Here is a 15,146-nt window from a genome sequence, read left to right as displayed (position 1 = left end):
TTTCTTTCAGAAGCTGAGACCCCAGGGGCTCATCCGCCTTTCCAACAGGACAGCCGGTAGAACCACAATTGTTCAGTGCCCCTTGGAATTCGCCGCCTGGTCCAACTGGATGTCGAGGCCGGCAAGCTCCGCGAATGCTTCGAGCTGCTCCAGGTAGTGAGTAAGCGATTCGTGACGGACCGTCAGGTTGATCCGGGTCGCCCCTGCCTTCTCTGCGGTGGCGATGACCTCCGCTACCGGGCCGGGCTCCTCGGTCGGGTCCAGGCGTTCGCCCGGGGAGAAGACGACATCGAAACCCTCCGGCAAGTCGTGCCGGTCGAGCATCTGCCGCATCAGTTCCGGAGTCGGTCCACGGAAGGCTTGCGGCGCCGGGGCCCACCCGTCGGCGAGGGTCACCGCGCGGCGCAAGGCGCGCTCGCTGTGCCCACCGATCCACATCGGCACCCGAGCCTGGGCGGCGTGTGGGTCGACCACCATGTCCTGGAACGAGTAGTACGGACCGTCGTACGACACCTGTCTGCCGGACAACGCAATCCGCAGTGCCCGGAGGGCGTCGTCGGCACGCGGCCCGCGGTCCTCGAAGGGGACTCCGAGCATGTCGAATTCCTCCCTCAGATTCCCCACTCCGAACGCGAGGATCAGTCGCCCACCGCTGAGGTGGTCGAGTGTCCCGTACCGCTTGGCGATCTCCAACGGGTGGTAGAAGGGCAAAACCAATACGTACGGCATGAACCGGAGTCGGCGCGTCTGCCCCGCCAGGAAGGAGAAGGTCGCCAGGGGGTCGTAGAAGCGTTCGCCGCGCGGGAGCCCAGGCGGTACTGCCACGTGGTCACCACACGTCATGTACTCGTACCCGAGTCGATCGGCGGCCTGCGCTACCCGGACGATCTCGGCAGTACCGGCCGCAGCCTCCCATGCGGGACGATGGCCTGCCAACGCCACGATCGGCGAGCTGATTCCTACCTTCATACCGGTGTCTCCGTTGCGTGTAGCGTTCGCTGAAGTCGAATCAACGGGTCGTCCCCGTCCCTGCTTCCAGAAGGCCCCGTACCCTCTTTGGGCATCAGCCGGCCGGCGTCCGAGCGGGTCCATTCCCGAGCAGCCCACCGCTCCGCGATCGCCCACCGACCGTCTCGCCAAGTGAAGTGGTCGATGAAACGCACGCCGCTGGTGAAATTCACCCGGGAATCGTCGGCAGGTTCGCCCCAGTGAACCGACGTCCCGTACGTCTCGCTGATCGCACTATCGCCGAGCAGTTCAACCAGATGATTGCCGAGGATGTGCATCGTCCCACCGCGCCGAGCCCTCAACTTGGGTTCGACCCAGGCTATGTAATCGTCACGCGTGCCCTCGAAACCGGTGTGGTGATCGATGGCGTCCTCGTGGTAGGTAGACCGAACGAGATCGAAATCCAGCCGGTCGATCCCGCGGCAGTACCGCAACACGACATCGTGGATCTGTTGGCGATCGGACCACTCGCTACGTTGAACATTCATACCGACCGACGGTAGCGAGGGCTGCACCTTCCACTACCGCGAATCCCGCTGTGTGGGAGCCCCACCGGTCGAACATCAGTTTCATTGGCCACCAGAAATTTTGGACTCGAACTGGCTTCTAACCCACGTTCCGCTCGATGCGCGGCCCAACCGATCGATCCCGAGCACTGGCGCCAGAGTCGGTCTGCCAGCATCTTGTCGACGAAGACCGCAAATCGTGGGTGCTCCGTCGACCGTTCCAGAGAAGATTATGATCGCACTCTCTTGATCGATCGAACATCGATCATATCGACGCATATTTCGCGTCGCGCAAGATGCCACTTGTCATCGATTTTTCGGTAGCTGTCACTGTAGTGCAGATGCCATGTCAGATCGGTATGTTCCGACCCCTTCCGCATGACATGATGCGCAACGCATTTAATTCTTCCGTATGCATATTCCAGACTGGCACCCGGTTCGAATACCTCCCCGACCAATTCGTGGAATGTCAACTCGAAGTCGCTCAGCCGAGACAATTCGCTCTTGATGCTTTCCCTCCCGGAAAGCGTCTTTATCGGCGCCATATTACTCGGCGGCTCGGGAACGATCAGCTCGCTATCCTCTGCAAACAGGCTGGCTACGTCGGAGAAAGATCGGCTGTCCACAAGTGAAGCGTATCGATTGACCAGGTCGGACAAAGCTATGTAATCGACAATTTGTATAGTAATTTCGATCAATCCTATTCTTCAAAAGTAAAGATCTACATGCCTGCTGCCGCAGTCAGCCTCGGGCTTTGGTTGCCGCGACCAGTTCGCTGATCACCCGTCGGACATCGCCCTGCGTGTAACCCAGGGTCGCAGTCTCGGCGGCATCAGTCTCGTAGGAGATTGTGTTGCCGCGGCCCTGCACGATGAACGCGTCCGGCAGGAGTGGATGCTCCTCGTCTCGCTCCTCGAGCTGGATCTCACTGCCCGCGGCGTCGAAGATCGTCTGGAAGTACTCGCGGAACGTGAGATTTGCATCGCCGATGAGATATGCCTTCGATTCACCATGCTGCAATGCGCCCCGAACGGCCTCCGCGAGGGACCGTGCGGACATGTAGTTGGTGCCGCCGGCAGGGGCGAAGTTGGGGATGTCCGGCAAATTGCCCGCGCTCCAGGCAAGGACTTTACCTAAACCCGACATGGTGCCCCCCGGATTTGCTCCGAGTATCGACGGCGGATTGAGCGTCGACACAGTGAAATCCGCGTCTGCCAGTGCTCGCGAGCCCTCGTCAGCAAGACACCTGGCCCGAACATATTCATTGGACTCGACCAGCTTCGGGAGCACCTGGTGGTAATAGCTGCCGATCTGGACCAGGCGGCGAACTCCAGCCTTCTTGGCGAGCGCGACAAACCGCGGTACGCCGCCACTCTGCGTCTTCTCCCAGAAGTCGGCAGTGTCGATACCCCGGGGAATGTGTCTGATGTCGTTGCCGGCCGCGAAAACCACAGCCTCGAAGGGTGCAAGATCCTGAGCCGAGAAGGTGCCAGCACTGTAGTCACCGAGCACCACTGGGAACTCGGATGCAAGAGAACCAGGCTTCGGCGCGGTGCGCGCGGCCACCGTGATGTCGTCTCCCCGCTCACGCAGAACTGCGGCGATATGAGTGCCGATCATGCCGGTGCCACCGACTATCAACGTCTTCATTTCTCTCCCTGGTTATTCCAACCCTGTCGATTGGGACTGTTGCGCGGTGCCACCAACCATCCTTGTCTGGAGGACCCTTCACTAGCGAAACCAATCACGGTTGGGCGTCGAACGTCGACTGATTCCCGTTGAGCGAGACCGCGAATCTCAGTCCGCACGAGAACTCGCGGTCCGTTCAGTGGACCCGGGCTACCCATCGTGATGGCGCTCCCGAGTATTTGCGCAACACCGTTGAATGTGGTACAAAAATTCATGCGACTCATTCTCATTGCGCACGGTAGCTTTCAGGTGCCGCGGGGACGAGATCAATTCACGCCTTCCACGCAATTTCCTGCTGAGCCACGGCAATCAGCGCATGCAACGAATTGCGCCCAAAAGAAAAATCTTCCAGATAAATCATTGGGTTCGATACCCACCGATTAAGGCAATCAATTCTGCGACTGGCATTTGCGCCAGCGACCGTCGGGTAAGAATTCCATTCTATCGATACTCATTATCCGCACCGTCTTTGTTATGTTCGCTCGAGTATCAGAAAGATTGAGGATTATGACTACGCCGCTTGCTGGATCTGGAGCTTTGATTACGGGCGGTTCTGGAGGTTTCGGGGCCGGTATCGCGCTGCGCCTTGCTCGAGACGGGGCCGCTGTAACTCTGATGGGGCGAACGGAATCGACACTGAAAAGTGTTGCTGAGTCAGTGTCGTCTGCCGTGAAAGATGCTCCGCCCGTGAACTGGGTCGTGGGTGACTCTGCCAAAGAGCAGGACGTGGCCAGAGCGGTAGCGGTTGCGAACCAGATCCCGTTACGTATCTGCGTGTGCACTGTCGGCGGTGGCACGGTGGCACCCGTAATGAGTCTGGAAAACGAAGTCCTCAGCTCGGACTTCGAACGCAATGTTCTCACCTCGCTACTGGCGATTCGGCACAGCGCAGCCGCGATGGTGCCGCACGGCGGTGGCTCGATAATTTGCCTGTCCTCGACCGCTGGTGGTTACTCGTTTCCATTTATGGGGTCTTACTCCATCGCCAAAGCAGCACTCGAAGCGCTGGTGCGGGTGGCAGCTGACGAATTGGGCGCGCTCGAAGTCCGAGTCAACGCGGTGAGACCAGGGCTCGTACCGACGAAGGCTGCGAAACCAGGCCTCATCGCCTCGAACGAGAAGCAGAGAGAAAAAGTGTTGCGGGAGAAGCCCCTAACCCGAATGGGTACTGTCGACGATATCGTCGAGGCCGTGCGCTACCTTGCCGGTCCGGAATCTTCCTGGGTCACCGGGGTCGTGCTTCCAGTCGAGGGCGGCAGTCACCTGCGCCGCGCCGCTGACCTCGAGATCCTTGCGAGGAGCATCTGTGGGGATGACAGCATCGACCGGGCGTTGCGGGGGCAGCTTCCAGCGAGCTAGCGCCACCGAAACCCATCGACCAGTAAAATACCTGCCGCATCTGCCAGGGAGGCCCCTCGTGGACATCGGGCCAATTTCCTACCCAACGTGTCATCGAACCGAAGTGACTCAACCCCGCCCGATCATAAAAGCAGAAGGTCGATCGGACGAAGGGGCAGCGGGACGGAACCAAATGCCGCGACCCCGCGTCTAACCTATCGACGAGTCCAACGGATGGGGGTCCGATGCAACGCCGATGGCCGGCAGTTCTGGCGGTAGCCACGATGTTGTGTGCTTGCGCACAGCCTGTCGACGGCCTCCCTGTCGCAGGAGTACCAGGAATCACCGAGCAGTTCGAGCCCTGCAGCATCCCCGACGACGCCATCGCGGCCACAGGGTTGGATCTGGAGAAGACGGAAATCGGATGGGGCGAAGGAATCAGTGTCCGAGAGTGGACCCGCTGCACCTGGTCCGGACCCGCAGATGACGCCTGGTACTACTTCAGCATCTTGTTTTCCCTGCAGTATTCACTCGATGATGCCCGCCGCAACCCGAACTATTTGAACATCGAGGACGTCGAGATCGGTAGCCGAAAAGCCCTGCGATTCAGATTCAACGGAGTAAATCAAGGTGACGGGTGTGACGCAGCCATCGACACGAACGAAGGGCTTGTGAGGCTTTCCGTCTACGCCATGGGAGGACTGACGCCACATTCCGACCCGTGTCCGCTACTACTGAGGCACGCTGCCGATCTAGAGAGCTACCTCCCCGCACCAGCCTGACTGCAAAGGATCATCATGGCCATCGACTCACCACTTCAGCACTGGAGCGACCTCGCGACCGCCGCCGATGCCGGGCAATTGTTTCTCGATCCAAGTGCTGCTCGAGATTGCAATAATGCGAGCGAAGAATACCTGTCCATACTCAGGGTCCAGAAACAAAAAGCGGCTGCCCTCGGGGACGTTCGAGGAATGGGCGAATTCCCCTCAGGCATTGCACTGGCCAAGAAATTTTCGTTGAAGGCCGTCGGTGGCCAAAACAACCTGGTCGACGTCCTCCAAAGCCACATCGACGTCGTGATGGCGATGCAAACCGTCTTCCGGAAGTTCTTCGACGCAACTGTTGATATCGATCACTCGAACGCTGCCGTGATCGGCCAGGACGGGCCCAAGTAGCCGACCGAACACCCGAGCCCGTTTATGACACCTCGGTCAGCCGGACGTTCCCGTTGTCGTCGATGCTCCACCCGGGGTTGTGGCAGATTTCCCAGATCAACCCGTTGGGGTCTGCGAAATGACCATGGTATCCGCCGAAATCGGCGCGGCGAGGTGACTTGATGAGCGTCGCACCGGCTTTCAAGGATGCTGCGACAACTGCGTCGACCGCCTCGGAGCTGTCGACATTGTGGGAGAGCGTCAACCCGCTGACCGACGCCGGGCCACCGCTTTGTCCCATGTCTTCTACGAACTTCTGGGCATCGAACAGTCCCAAGACCAACCCGGGTGCGGTTTGGAAGAAAATGATGTCGCCCGGCACATCCAGTAGGGGCGTCCACCCGAGCCCGTCGCGATAGAACATGCGTGCAGCATCGAGGTCAGGAGTTGCGAGGGTCAAGAAGTGAATTCGCTGGTCCATACCCTCAGTGTCACACCACGCGGCGCCTAACGAAAGAGCCCCGCGACGAACGGGATCGAATCTGCCTGCGAAGCGAGCATCGCGCCGCTGTGGTCGGTGGGATACGTATGCAACGTTACCGGCTGACCGTTGGCGATCATCTGAGCAACCAACGAAAGCGCAGACGGCGCAGGCACATCCGTGTCGTAGAGACCCTGCGCGATGAGCACCGGCCGGTCGTAGCCGGTGAACGGGACACCCATGTAGTCGTTGATCAAACCGTACAAGTTCGGTATCTGATTGAGCGGGCGTGAGAACAAGTCGCCACTGACAATGCCGTCGAACTCTTCTTCAGCTTCGAGGACGCAGAGTGCCTGTGCTCGATCGACGGTCTCGCGTCCGAGAGGCGTCAGGTAGGAGTCGAGATCGATCTCCGGGTGAGCCGAGCGCAACCCCGCAAGGATGTAGAGCAGGTAGGTCGTCAAGCCTTTACCGACGGCGATGGGAAGAAATCCGGGGCCCGCGGGCAGAAGCGCAAGTTCGATGTTGGCCGGCACCCCGGTCCCAACGCCTCCCCGATAATCGAGGTCGGGGCCGCCGAATTCGGAGGCGTAGCGCGCGGTAGTGATTGCGGCACCCCCGCCCTGCGACTGCCCGACGACGACCCATTTGTTGGACAGTGATTTCTCGACGTTTCTCGATGCCTTCACCGAATCGACGACGTTGTGCGCCTCCAGTTTGCCGTCGAGGTACGACATGATGCCAGGGGTTCCGAGCCCGACGTAATCCGTCGCAGCGACCGCGTATCCCTGCTCGAGCCAGGTCCCGAGGTACTGCCGATCGCGCGCTGGATCGGGCGGGCCGACGAGGGACGGTGTGCAATTGTCGTCGAGACCCGATGTGCCGTGAGCCCAGGCAATGACGGGCCAGCCACCTTCGGGAGCTTCCCCCTCAGGGACGAAGAATGCTCCGGTGCTCAGCGCGGGCGTTCCGTCGGATCCGACAGTCCAGTAGGTGATTCGTTTGGCGTTGTCGGCGCCCGGCAACCACAGTTCGGAGGCAAGATCTTCTACCTCGACAACAGTGCCGGGTGAGGTGTTCACCTCGTCTGCACTGGCGTACGCGGCCGACCCTGCTACGAGCAGGACGGCAACGGTTGTGACAGCAGCGAAGTGGCGGACGGAGGTGAGCATGGCAGGAACTTTAGCGTCAGAAAAAGCAATTCCGACCGAATCAGACGCCCCCGCCGAACACAGTCCCAAGCAGGTACGTCGCGCCGGCCGCTCCGTAACCGATGGCCAATTGACGCAGCGCTCGCTTGACGGGCGGTCCGCCACTGAGAAGGCCCACAACCAGCCCAGTGCAAATCAACGCAATTCCGACCAGTACCGACGCAACCACAAGTGCTGCAACGCCTTCCATGCCTATGAGGTAGGGCAACACTGGGATGACCGCGCCCGATGCGAAGAAGCAGAAGCTGGCGACGGCGGCCCCGATACCCGTGCCGACTGATTCGTGATCGTCGGCCGCTGGGCCCAGGTCGTCATCCCCCGTCATACTCTGCAGCACCTTCGATGCTTTCGACTCGGCCTCGTCCGAGCTCATTCCACGTGCTCGATACACCAGTGCCAATTCGTTGGCATCGACGTCGAGGTTGTGCAATGCATCGCGCGCTCCGCGGTCGGGCGAAGACGCTTCGAGCAGTTCGCGCTGCGAGCGGACCGAGACGTACTCCCCTGCCCCCATGGACAACGCCCCTGCCAGCAAGCCCGCCAGTCCCGTCAGCAGCACAATGTGGTTGGAGACCCCGCTGCCGCTGATGCCCAGCACCAAAGCGAGGTTGCTCACCAACCCGTCGTTCGCGCCGAACACTGCTGCGCGGAACGTCCCCGACAACCTGTTGCGCCCACGTGCGGCCAGAGCCCTGACCACTTCGGCATGAATCTGCTCGTCTGCGATCATCGCCTCGGTTGCGTCGCCGTCGAGTGCATACGGTGATCTGGACTCTGCCCGCTGCGCCAACGCCAGCACGAACACCGAACCGAACCGCCGCGCGAGCACTCCCAGCAGCCTCGTCCGGAGATCGCCCCTCAGTGGCGTTCCGACGCGATCGCCCAGCAAAGCGCGCCAATGCCGCTCGTGCCGACCCTCGGCTTCGGCCAGAGCGAGAAGTATTTCTCGCTCCTCACCGCTGCGTCGCTCGGCGAGATCGCGGTAGACGGCGGCCTCTGCCAACTCGTCGGCGAGATAGCGTCGCCACCGTTTGACGTCTTTGGCTGACGGGGCAGATTGGACCATGGAGTCAACCTACCGGCGTCTACCTCGGATCGTAGACACCCATTGACACTGCCTTGACCAACCTGCGTGGCACCCGAAAACTATTGCCGTCTACCTGCACGGTCACAAGGTCCGGTACCACTGCCTTCCACTGCGCCCGCCGATTGCGAGTGTTGGAGCGCGACATCTTTCGTTTCGGGACGGCCATGTTTCAGGCACCTTTCCTGGTTCGACGTCCGTAACGCTTTTCGAACTTCTCGACGCGCCCCTGGGTGTCCATGATCCTCGTGGCACCGGTCCAGAACGGGTGAGATTCGCTGGTGACGTCGACGACCACGAGCGGATAGACGACGCCGTCCTCCCACTCGACATCACGGTCAGAGGTGATGGTGGAGCGGGTGAGGAACTGCGTTCCCGTTCCCGCGTCCCGAAACACCACCGGGTGGTAGTCGGGGTGGATACTCTTCTTCATTCTGTTGCCTCTCTGTTGACATCCGAATATGGGGATTGGATTCTGTCGCAGGGATCTTCGTGACTGCTTCCGAATGGGTCCGCCCACGTGATCCACATCTCGCGCATCAGCATTTCGTCGTCGGACACCAGCGCCCACCGCAATGTTCGATCGATCTCCGACGGATCGGCAGTGTGGACGAGTACCACGAGCGAGGTATCACGATCACCGAACTCCTCGTCCCACCGCAGTGCTGCCATCGCCCGTCTGGTGAAGTCGGCACGGTTCAGTTCACTGGAGTTCATCGCCGCCAGCCACTTCCCTGCACTTGCGACGCGCAAGCCCCCGCCTGCTGATTCGACCCACAGAGCCTCGTTCGGTTGCGTCGCCACCCAGGCTCGCCCACGGACACTGACGACGCCGGCGAGCAGTACGTCGACGGCCTCGTGGAGCCGCTCCGGGTGGAACGGACGTGACGCGGTGAACTCGACGAGCGAAACGCCGCAATCCTCGGTAAGTGGCGGCTGCCCTCGCAGCAGCGGTGAGTGCGCATCGGACACCGTACCGCGCCGCGCGTCGAAAGGCACTGCGCTGAGCAGTATTTCACCGTCGACGATGGAATCGACATCGGTCCACGCAACGGGGGCGCCTGGCGCGAGCCGCGCCAGGACTGCGGCGAGCGGTCCCCGATCCCAGCTTTCGACGTCGGGACCTGCCGTGACGACGAGCGCGTCGGCGTACTCGACCTGCCCGACGACCAACTGGGCAAGCGTCCGCTCATCGTCGTGACTGGCTTGTGTGCCTCGGTCGGCGAGGGAATCGTCGCCGGTCGCGTCGTCGAGCCACGTGGCCGCGTCGAGGCAATTGATAACGGCCTCGACGCGGACGTCACGCGAGGCCGGTCCGTCGACCCGACCGACTATGCCTTCGACGACGACGTGCCGGATCGACGAGCACAACACCGCTGGTTCGAGAGTCGGGTCCATGGCGAGCACTATCCGATGGATGGAACTGCGGTTCGAGAGTGTTCGGAGCAGCGGCAGCAGGTCTTGGCGCAGAGTGCAGGAAACGCATCCGTGCGCGAGTTCGAGGATCGTCTCGCGCGGCTGCTCGCCCGTCGTATAGATGGTTCTGCGCACGACACCCTCGCGTACGCGGTCGAGGTCGTGGCGCACGGCGACGGTTCCCTCGGTGAGAAGTGAGGTCACCACCGCATCCATGGCTCCGGTCCAGCCGGACACGAGTACCACCGGTATACGGCGGTCCGTGGGGAGATTCACTGAAGCCCTCTCTTCGACAATGATTGTCATTGCGTCTAAAGGCACGCTACATTCGTCTGGTCCGATTGTCGAATACGATTTTCATTATCGATAGAGAGGGGCGCGTATGTCCGCGCATTGCCAAGTGACGGGGCGAAAGCCGGGATTCGGCAAGTCGGTTTCGCACTCACACGCCCGAACCAGCAGAAGGTGGGACCCCAACATCCAAAGGAAGACGTACTACGCCCCCAGCCTTGGTCGGCGCGTCACGCTGACGCTGTCGACCAAAGGCATCAAGACCATCGACCGCGACGGCATCGACGCCGTCATCACCCGTATCCGTACCCGAGGACACAAGATTTGATGGCCATCATCACCAAGCCGCCCAGCCACGACGCCAGGAGCAAGGAGGCCCGAGCGGCACTGCCGCGTTTGCCGCGTGCTTCGAGTCCGGTACGATTGCGCAATCGCGACGCTGCGGATGGACGTCCGCGCGGTGACCTGCGGAAGTGCGGAGTTTCACGCATCGAGATGTGCGAGATTGTGCACCGCGGGGAGCTGCTTGGCGTCCATAAGTCGAGCTGGTAAGGGAAAAGGTAGAGATGGCAGTCAAGAGAGCACCGTCGAAGAAGGTCCGCGCAGAGGTTGGCCGTCGACCCAAGAAGAACCCGTTGAACGCCGCCAAGGTCACCACGGTGGACTACAAGGACATCAACCTTCTTCGTCAGTTCATTTCCGACCGCGGCAAGATTCGTAGCCGTCGCGTCACCGGCCTCACGCCGCAGCAGCAGCGTCAGGTCGCCGTCGCGGTGAAGAACGCTCGTGAGATGGCATTGCTGCCGTTCACCAGTCGCTGATCACAGTCTTTTCAGAAAGGCCACGCATCCATTCGGGTGCGTGGCCTTTCTCGTGAGCCACTAAAGTTAGAGGCGCCCTGATGCCGATCCGAAGCGAGACCCTGAAACCTTCATGTCCGGAGTTCTCGAAGGCTTCACGGTCATCTTCGTCGTCATCGCGCTGGGATACATGCTGGCGCGACTCGGGGTTCTCGGTGACCACGGCCAATTCGTCCTGAGCCGACTCGTCTTCCTGCCATCGCACTCGTCACGGCATTGTTGGCCTGAGGACAACTCTTGCGCAACCCAAAGGTTCTACTCAGCTCACGGCGCTACCTTGGAGTCATGAGGTTTCTGGCTGCGGGAGTACTGATGTGCATCCTGCTCGTCGGCTGCGCGAGCGAGGCGACGACGGCAGGCAGCGGCGACGTCGAAACCACGAGCAGTCCGGTCACCACCGACCCGATGCGCTCCCCTAGTTCCCCGCCTGTTCCCGTCGAGGTCCCTGTCGGCGAAGTCGGGACCATGTTCGAATCCACACCCGAACTGATTCGCGCGACGCCGACACCGTTCGAATCGTGGAGTCAGGTTTCTCCCAACACCATCGCCATCCACTTCGTCACCGGGACGCCGGAGTGCTACGGCGCCGACGCGAAGGTCACCGAAACCGATACCGAAGTTGTGATCGCGCTCCGAACAGGCACGCGCGAGGAAGCGGCGGACAAAGCCTGCATCATGGTGGCCGTATACGGCACGATGCAGATGACACTGCACAGTCCGCTCGGAGATCGAGCCGTCGTCAACGCGGCATGACAGCCGAAAAAGTCCAACCACGATTCAGGACTTCCGACGCCGCTTCAGATAGTCGCTGACTACCGCTGCTCCGAGGCCATCGAGATCCGGTGCAATGACTCGCCCACCGACCCGTTCGGCCATCCGATCGACAACGCGCGCAAGCCCAGGATCGTCACCAAGACGAAATATGGTCACCTGCGCACCGAGTTTCGCAATGTTGTCCAGCTCCCGGACCGTGAGTCCCAGAGTGCGAGGACTCGGCGGATAGTCGAAATATGCATGACCGTCCGGCTCCAAATGCGCCGTGGGCTCGCCATCCGTCACAATCAGCACCACCGGCTGAGCGTTGGGATGACGTCGCAAATGCCGACCCGCCAACAGTAAGGCGTGATGCAGATTGGTGCCCTGATCGTAGGCACCGTCCAAGCCTGCCAACTCCGACGCCGTCAACTTCTGCGCGTGACGCCCGAACCCGATCAACTGCAGATCGTCGCCCCGAAACCGCGTGCTCACCAGATGCTCGAGCGCCAACGCCGTGCGCTTCATCGGCACCCACCGACCGTCCATCACCATCGAGAAAGACGTATCGACGAGCAGCGCGACGGCGGCCTGCGTTCGAGTTTCGGTCTCAGTGATCTCGACGTCCGTAACCCGCAAGGACACCGGAAAACTCGATCCTTGGGCCGCCGTGCGCAACACCGCGTTGTTGACCGTACGCGTGACGTCCCACGGCTCGGTATCACCGAACTCCCATGCCCTCGACGCCCCGGTCGGCTCCCCCATCGCGCCTGCCTTGCGGGTGTCTCGCTCGCCACCGCGTCGGGAAATCTTGCCTGCGACATCGCGGAGAGCCGACTGTCCGAGCTGACGCATCGCCTTCGGAGACAGCCGCCATTGACCGTCGGCTCCCTTGTCCATGAAACCTTGCTGCTGCAACGCTTTTTCGAGTTCTGTCAGCATTCGCGCATCCGCTGCCGCTTCCGGGCCGAGCTGCTTCAAAAGCGATTCCGCATCGATATCGTCCAGCGCAGCACCGTTGTACTGTTGCGACAGTTGGTTTCCCAGATTCTCGAGCTCCGCGATGTCCTGTAGCGCACCCGTGCCATCGCCGAGGCCCATGCCGTTCTCACCGCGGAAGTTCTGCGATCCGTCCCAATCTTCACCTGGCCTTGCCTGCTGCAAGTTCTCATCGAGTTGGTCGAGCTGGCTCAGGAGATTCGAATCACCGAAAGCCTGTTGCGCCAGCGCATCCAGCTCCGCCCGCTGTTCCGGACTGAGGGAGTTTCTGAGGCGCTGAGCTGCCGCTGCTCGCTGCGCAAGCGAGTCGAGGAGCTCTTCCACATTCTGCGGGTTCTCCGGGAAGTGCTGTCCATGCTTGTTCATGAACTCGTCGAACTGCGCGTCCGTGTCCTCGCCCTTGTTGTGCGCGTCGAGCAACTCGTTCAAGTCTTTCAGCATCTCGCTGATCGCCTGCCGGTCCTCATCGGTCGCACCTTCGAGCGCTTTCTTCATGCCGGCGAAGCGTTGATCGAGCATCTCGCGACCGAGCAGATCTTTGATCTTCTCGTAGTTCTCCCGCGACTCCGGCGAGCGCCAGTCGTAGTCCGCCAGTTCCTGCACTGCCTGCGCGGTGGACGGTGACAGATCGCCGATCTGCATCTCCTTGAAGCGCGCATCGTCGTCCAGTGCGCGAGCGAGCGTCTTGCGTTCTTCGAGCACGGCCTTGTCGAGGAGCTCACGAACCTCCTGAAGGGTGCCGTCCAAGTTGTTCTTACGCAACATGTCTCGACGACGACGGTTGGCCTGCGCCGCGAGATCGTCGAGACCACGCATGTTCTGCGTACCGCGTCGCAGCATCTCTTGCAGAGCCCTGCGCGGAGACGCCCCTTCCAGGACATCGTTACCGATCGATTCGAGTGCTTCCCTCAGATCGACCGGAGGAGCCAGCGGATCGGGTCCTCCGTGATATCGACCGTATCTGCTGGCCGACATCAGCTGTACACCGTCTGACCGTCTTCGTCTGGATCCTTGGCGATCCGGCGGGCCAGATACAGCCCTTCGAGTGCAAGTTCGGTTGCCGCGGCCCGCTCGCCATCGGAAGAAGCATCGAGCCGAGCCGAAACCTCGTCGAGCACCTCGAGATCGGGAAGCTCTCCGAGCAGCGCTTTGGCGGTGATCCGGTCACCTGTCACCACTGGCTCGCCCTGCTCGATCGCTGTCACCAACGGGGCCAGATTGATTCCACCGAGTCGCTCACGGACGGTATCGGCCGTTGCACGACGCAGCAGGTGCTCGAGCACCTCGACCTCGCGGCCCTCTTCCCCAGATTCGAACTCGACCTTGCCGCGCAGAACCTCGATGATCGTGCCCAAATCCACCGGACGCGCTACCGCATCGGCCTCACCGAGCACGGCTGCGCGATGAACGGCCGCAGCCGAGATGGTCTCGGCCGCCGCTATCGCGAAGCGCGCTGACACACCCGAACGCTGATCGATCGACGGCGACTCACGCAGAAGTCGGGTGAAGCGCGCCAGAACCTCGAGCAGGTACGACGGCACCGTCGCTGTCAGCTCGGCTTCCTGCTCGATGACCGAGACCTCGTCGTCGAGCACGATCGGGTAATGCGTGCGGATCTCGGCGCCGAAGCGGTCCTTCAGCGGCGTGATGATGCGTCCACGATTGGTGTAGTCCTCAGGGTTCGCACTTGCCACGAGCAACACGTCGAGAGGCAGCCGGAGGGTGTACCCGCGGACCTGGATGTCGCGCTCTTCCATGACGTTGAGCAGCGACACCTGGATGCGCTCGGCGAGATCGGGGAGCTCGTTGATCGCGACTATTCCGCGGTGGCTTCGTGGGACCAACCCGAAGTGAATGGTCTCCGGATCACCCAGGCTTCGGCCTTCGGCGACCTTGACCGGGTCGACGTCGCCGACGAGGTCTGCAACAGAAGTATCGGGTGTCGCCAACTTCTCTGCATACCGCTCGCTGCGATGGCGCCAACCGATGCCCAGTGCCTCGCCGAACTCGGCGGCTTTCCTGATACTCGCCGGAGTGATCGGCTCGTACGGATGCTCGCCCAGCTCGGAACCCTCGATGACTGGCGACCACTCGTCGAGCAACAAGTGCAGAGTACGCAACAGACGCGTCTTGCCTTGGCCTCGCTCCCCGAGAAGAACGACGTCATGGCCGGCAATGATGGCGCGCTCGAGTTGTGGCAGAACCGTCCTGTCGAAGCCGACGATTCCCGGCCATGCGGACGTCCCTTCACGAAGGGCGTCGAGCAGATTGTCCCGGAGTTCTTCCTTGACCGAACGCTGTACGTGTCCGGATGCGCGCAGTTCACCGACGGTGGTCATGCCAGGTTTGGTAGAGG

The 15,146-nt window shown here is 61.4% G+C and carries 18 protein-coding genes and 2 pseudogenes; 8 read left to right on the top strand and 12 right to left on the bottom strand.

The features are described from left to right. Positions 1-72: 72 nt before the first annotated feature. The 4 genes from QMK32_RS09230 to QMK32_RS09220 all read right to left on the bottom strand — a co-directional run bounded on the left by QMK32_RS09230 (position 73) and on the right by QMK32_RS09220 (position 3,164). Positions 73-969 carry an LLM class F420-dependent oxidoreductase gene (locus tag QMK32_RS09230; RefSeq protein ID WP_283474474.1) on the bottom strand — a complete coding sequence of 299 codons (897 nt, stop codon included), beginning with the start codon at positions 967-969 and terminating at the stop codon, positions 73-75. Continuing rightward, positions 966-1,496 (bottom strand): nuclear transport factor 2 family protein, encoded by a 531-nt coding sequence (locus QMK32_RS09225; protein WP_283474473.1) that lies wholly within the window; start codon positions 1,494-1,496, stop codon positions 966-968. The genes QMK32_RS09230 and QMK32_RS09225 overlap by 4 nt, the downstream gene beginning before the upstream one ends. Positions 1,497-1,744: 248 nt before the next feature. Beyond that, positions 1,745-2,173, bottom strand: a complete 429-nt coding sequence (locus QMK32_RS25345) for a nuclear transport factor 2 family protein (protein WP_502943564.1) — start codon at positions 2,171-2,173, stop codon at positions 1,745-1,747. Positions 2,174-2,255: 82 nt separating this feature from the next. Further along, a complete protein-coding gene (locus QMK32_RS09220) occupies positions 2,256-3,164 on the bottom strand; it encodes an NAD-dependent epimerase/dehydratase family protein (protein WP_283474472.1) in 909 nt (302 codons plus the stop codon). Between the two features lie 513 nt (positions 3,165-3,677). Here QMK32_RS09220 and QMK32_RS09215 point away from each other — a divergent pair. The 3 genes from QMK32_RS09215 (at position 3,678) to QMK32_RS09205 (ending at position 5,716) form a co-directional block, all read left to right on the top strand. Beyond that, positions 3,678-4,562: an SDR family NAD(P)-dependent oxidoreductase gene (locus tag QMK32_RS09215; RefSeq protein WP_349307556.1), complete on the top strand. Its 885-nt coding sequence runs from the start codon at positions 3,678-3,680 to the stop codon at positions 4,560-4,562. Between the two features lie 224 nt (positions 4,563-4,786). Further along, positions 4,787-5,323, top strand: coding sequence for a DUF3558 domain-containing protein (locus QMK32_RS09210; protein ID WP_283474468.1), 537 nt, complete (start codon positions 4,787-4,789; stop codon positions 5,321-5,323). Between the two features lie 15 nt (positions 5,324-5,338). Next, positions 5,339-5,716 carry a hypothetical protein gene (locus tag QMK32_RS09205; protein ID WP_283474467.1) on the top strand — a complete coding sequence of 126 codons (378 nt, stop codon included), beginning with the start codon at positions 5,339-5,341 and terminating at the stop codon, positions 5,714-5,716. Positions 5,717-5,738: 22 nt separating this feature from the next. On the opposite strand, the gene QMK32_RS09200 is transcribed toward QMK32_RS09205, so the two are convergent. From QMK32_RS09200 to mrf, 6 genes are read right to left on the bottom strand one after another with little or no spacing between them, the layout of a single operon-like run. After that, positions 5,739-6,176, bottom strand: a complete 438-nt coding sequence (locus QMK32_RS09200; RefSeq protein WP_283474465.1) for a VOC family protein — start codon at positions 6,174-6,176, stop codon at positions 5,739-5,741. Positions 6,177-6,202: 26 nt separating this feature from the next. After that, positions 6,203-7,348 (bottom strand): lipase family protein, encoded by a 1,146-nt coding sequence (locus QMK32_RS09195; RefSeq protein ID WP_283474463.1) that lies wholly within the window; start codon positions 7,346-7,348, stop codon positions 6,203-6,205. A 40-nt stretch (positions 7,349-7,388) separates the two neighbouring features. Next, positions 7,389-8,453, bottom strand: a complete 1,065-nt coding sequence (locus QMK32_RS09190) for a VIT1/CCC1 transporter family protein (RefSeq protein WP_283474461.1) — start codon at positions 8,451-8,453, stop codon at positions 7,389-7,391. A gap of 19 nt (positions 8,454-8,472) precedes the next feature. Continuing rightward, positions 8,473-8,640: a 50S ribosomal protein L32 gene (gene rpmF / locus QMK32_RS09185; protein WP_283474459.1), complete on the bottom strand. Its 168-nt coding sequence runs from the start codon at positions 8,638-8,640 to the stop codon at positions 8,473-8,475. Between the two features lie 3 nt (positions 8,641-8,643). Then, a complete protein-coding gene (locus QMK32_RS09180; RefSeq protein ID WP_088941827.1) occupies positions 8,644-8,904 on the bottom strand; it encodes a type B 50S ribosomal protein L31 in 261 nt (86 codons plus the stop codon). Continuing rightward, positions 8,901-10,193, bottom strand: coding sequence for a ribosome hibernation factor-recruiting GTPase MRF (mrf, locus tag QMK32_RS09175; protein ID WP_283474456.1), 1,293 nt, complete (start codon positions 10,191-10,193; stop codon positions 8,901-8,903). Before mrf ends, QMK32_RS09180 begins: the two co-directional genes overlap by 4 nt. Positions 10,194-10,269: 76 nt before the next feature. Here mrf and rpmB point away from each other — a divergent pair, with 76 nt between their 5' ends. From rpmB to QMK32_RS09150, 5 genes and pseudogenes are all read left to right on the top strand, one after another. After that, the gene (rpmB, locus tag QMK32_RS09170) at positions 10,270-10,506 is read left to right on the top strand and encodes a 50S ribosomal protein L28 (RefSeq protein WP_269301050.1); all 237 of its coding nucleotides are present in this window, start codon (positions 10,270-10,272) and stop codon (positions 10,504-10,506) included. Between the two features lie 41 nt (positions 10,507-10,547). Next, positions 10,548-10,730 (top strand): annotated as a pseudogene (locus QMK32_RS09165) (uS14 family ribosomal protein); the annotation flags it as partial. Positions 10,731-10,744: 14 nt separating this feature from the next. After that, complete coding sequence (gene rpsR, locus QMK32_RS09160) at positions 10,745-10,999, top strand: 30S ribosomal protein S18 (protein WP_084347795.1); 255 nt, start codon at positions 10,745-10,747, stop codon at positions 10,997-10,999. A gap of 112 nt (positions 11,000-11,111) precedes the next feature. Continuing rightward, a pseudogene (locus QMK32_RS09155) lies at positions 11,112-11,231 on the top strand (AEC family transporter); the annotation flags it as partial. Between the two features lie 92 nt (positions 11,232-11,323). Beyond that, positions 11,324-11,791 carry a hypothetical protein gene (locus QMK32_RS09150; protein ID WP_283474453.1) on the top strand — a complete coding sequence of 156 codons (468 nt, stop codon included), beginning with the start codon at positions 11,324-11,326 and terminating at the stop codon, positions 11,789-11,791. Positions 11,792-11,815: 24 nt separating this feature from the next. Here the strand turns inward: QMK32_RS09150 and QMK32_RS09145 are convergent, their stop codons facing one another. Both QMK32_RS09145 and QMK32_RS09140 read right to left on the bottom strand, forming a co-directional pair. Continuing rightward, complete coding sequence (locus QMK32_RS09145) at positions 11,816-13,765, bottom strand: vWA domain-containing protein (RefSeq protein ID WP_283474451.1); 1,950 nt, start codon at positions 13,763-13,765, stop codon at positions 11,816-11,818. Next, positions 13,765-15,129 carry a sigma 54-interacting transcriptional regulator gene (locus tag QMK32_RS09140; RefSeq protein ID WP_502943563.1) on the bottom strand — a complete coding sequence of 455 codons (1,365 nt, stop codon included), beginning with the start codon at positions 15,127-15,129 and terminating at the stop codon, positions 13,765-13,767. The genes QMK32_RS09145 and QMK32_RS09140 overlap by 1 nt, the downstream gene beginning before the upstream one ends. Positions 15,130-15,146 lie beyond the last annotated feature (17 nt).

Source organism: Rhodococcus sp. H29-C3 (assembly GCF_030063405.1).
In the GTDB taxonomy this organism is placed as follows: domain Bacteria; phylum Actinomycetota; class Actinomycetes; order Mycobacteriales; family Mycobacteriaceae; genus Rhodococcoides.
The sequence above is the reverse complement of the archived record's forward strand: the minus strand, read 5'-3'. Positions and strand labels throughout refer to the sequence as shown.

Coding starts and splice junctions, on each gene's coding strand:
- QMK32_RS09230 (WP_283474474.1), bottom strand. CDS start 969: ATGAAGGTAGGAATCAGCTCGCCGATCGTGGCGTTGGCAGGCCATCGT.
- QMK32_RS09225 (WP_283474473.1), bottom strand. CDS start 1,496: ATGAATGTTCAACGTAGCGAGTGGTCCGATCGCCAACAGATCCACGAT.
- QMK32_RS09220 (WP_283474472.1), bottom strand. CDS start 3,164: ATGAAGACGTTGATAGTCGGTGGCACCGGCATGATCGGCACTCATATC.
- QMK32_RS09215 (WP_349307556.1), top strand. CDS start 3,678: ATGTTCGCTCGAGTATCAGAAAGATTGAGGATTATGACTACGCCGCTT.
- QMK32_RS09210 (WP_283474468.1), top strand. CDS start 4,787: ATGCAACGCCGATGGCCGGCAGTTCTGGCGGTAGCCACGATGTTGTGT.
- QMK32_RS09205 (WP_283474467.1), top strand. CDS start 5,339: ATGGCCATCGACTCACCACTTCAGCACTGGAGCGACCTCGCGACCGCC.
- QMK32_RS09200 (WP_283474465.1), bottom strand. CDS start 6,176: ATGGACCAGCGAATTCACTTCTTGACCCTCGCAACTCCTGACCTCGAT.
- QMK32_RS09195 (WP_283474463.1), bottom strand. CDS start 7,348: ATGCTCACCTCCGTCCGCCACTTCGCTGCTGTCACAACCGTTGCCGTC.
- QMK32_RS09190 (WP_283474461.1), bottom strand. CDS start 8,453: ATGGTCCAATCTGCCCCGTCAGCCAAAGACGTCAAACGGTGGCGACGC.
- rpmF (WP_283474459.1), bottom strand. CDS start 8,640: ATGGCCGTCCCGAAACGAAAGATGTCGCGCTCCAACACTCGCAATCGG.
- QMK32_RS09180 (WP_088941827.1), bottom strand. CDS start 8,904: ATGAAGAAGAGTATCCACCCCGACTACCACCCGGTGGTGTTTCGGGAC.
- mrf (WP_283474456.1), bottom strand. CDS start 10,193: ATGACAATCATTGTCGAAGAGAGGGCTTCAGTGAATCTCCCCACGGAC.
- rpmB (WP_269301050.1), top strand. CDS start 10,270: ATGTCCGCGCATTGCCAAGTGACGGGGCGAAAGCCGGGATTCGGCAAG.
- rpsR (WP_084347795.1), top strand. CDS start 10,745: ATGGCAGTCAAGAGAGCACCGTCGAAGAAGGTCCGCGCAGAGGTTGGC.
- QMK32_RS09150 (WP_283474453.1), top strand. CDS start 11,324: ATGAGGTTTCTGGCTGCGGGAGTACTGATGTGCATCCTGCTCGTCGGC.
- QMK32_RS09145 (WP_283474451.1), bottom strand. CDS start 13,765: ATGTCGGCCAGCAGATACGGTCGATATCACGGAGGACCCGATCCGCTG.
- QMK32_RS09140 (WP_502943563.1), bottom strand. CDS start 15,129: ATGACCACCGTCGGTGAACTGCGCGCATCCGGACACGTACAGCGTTCG.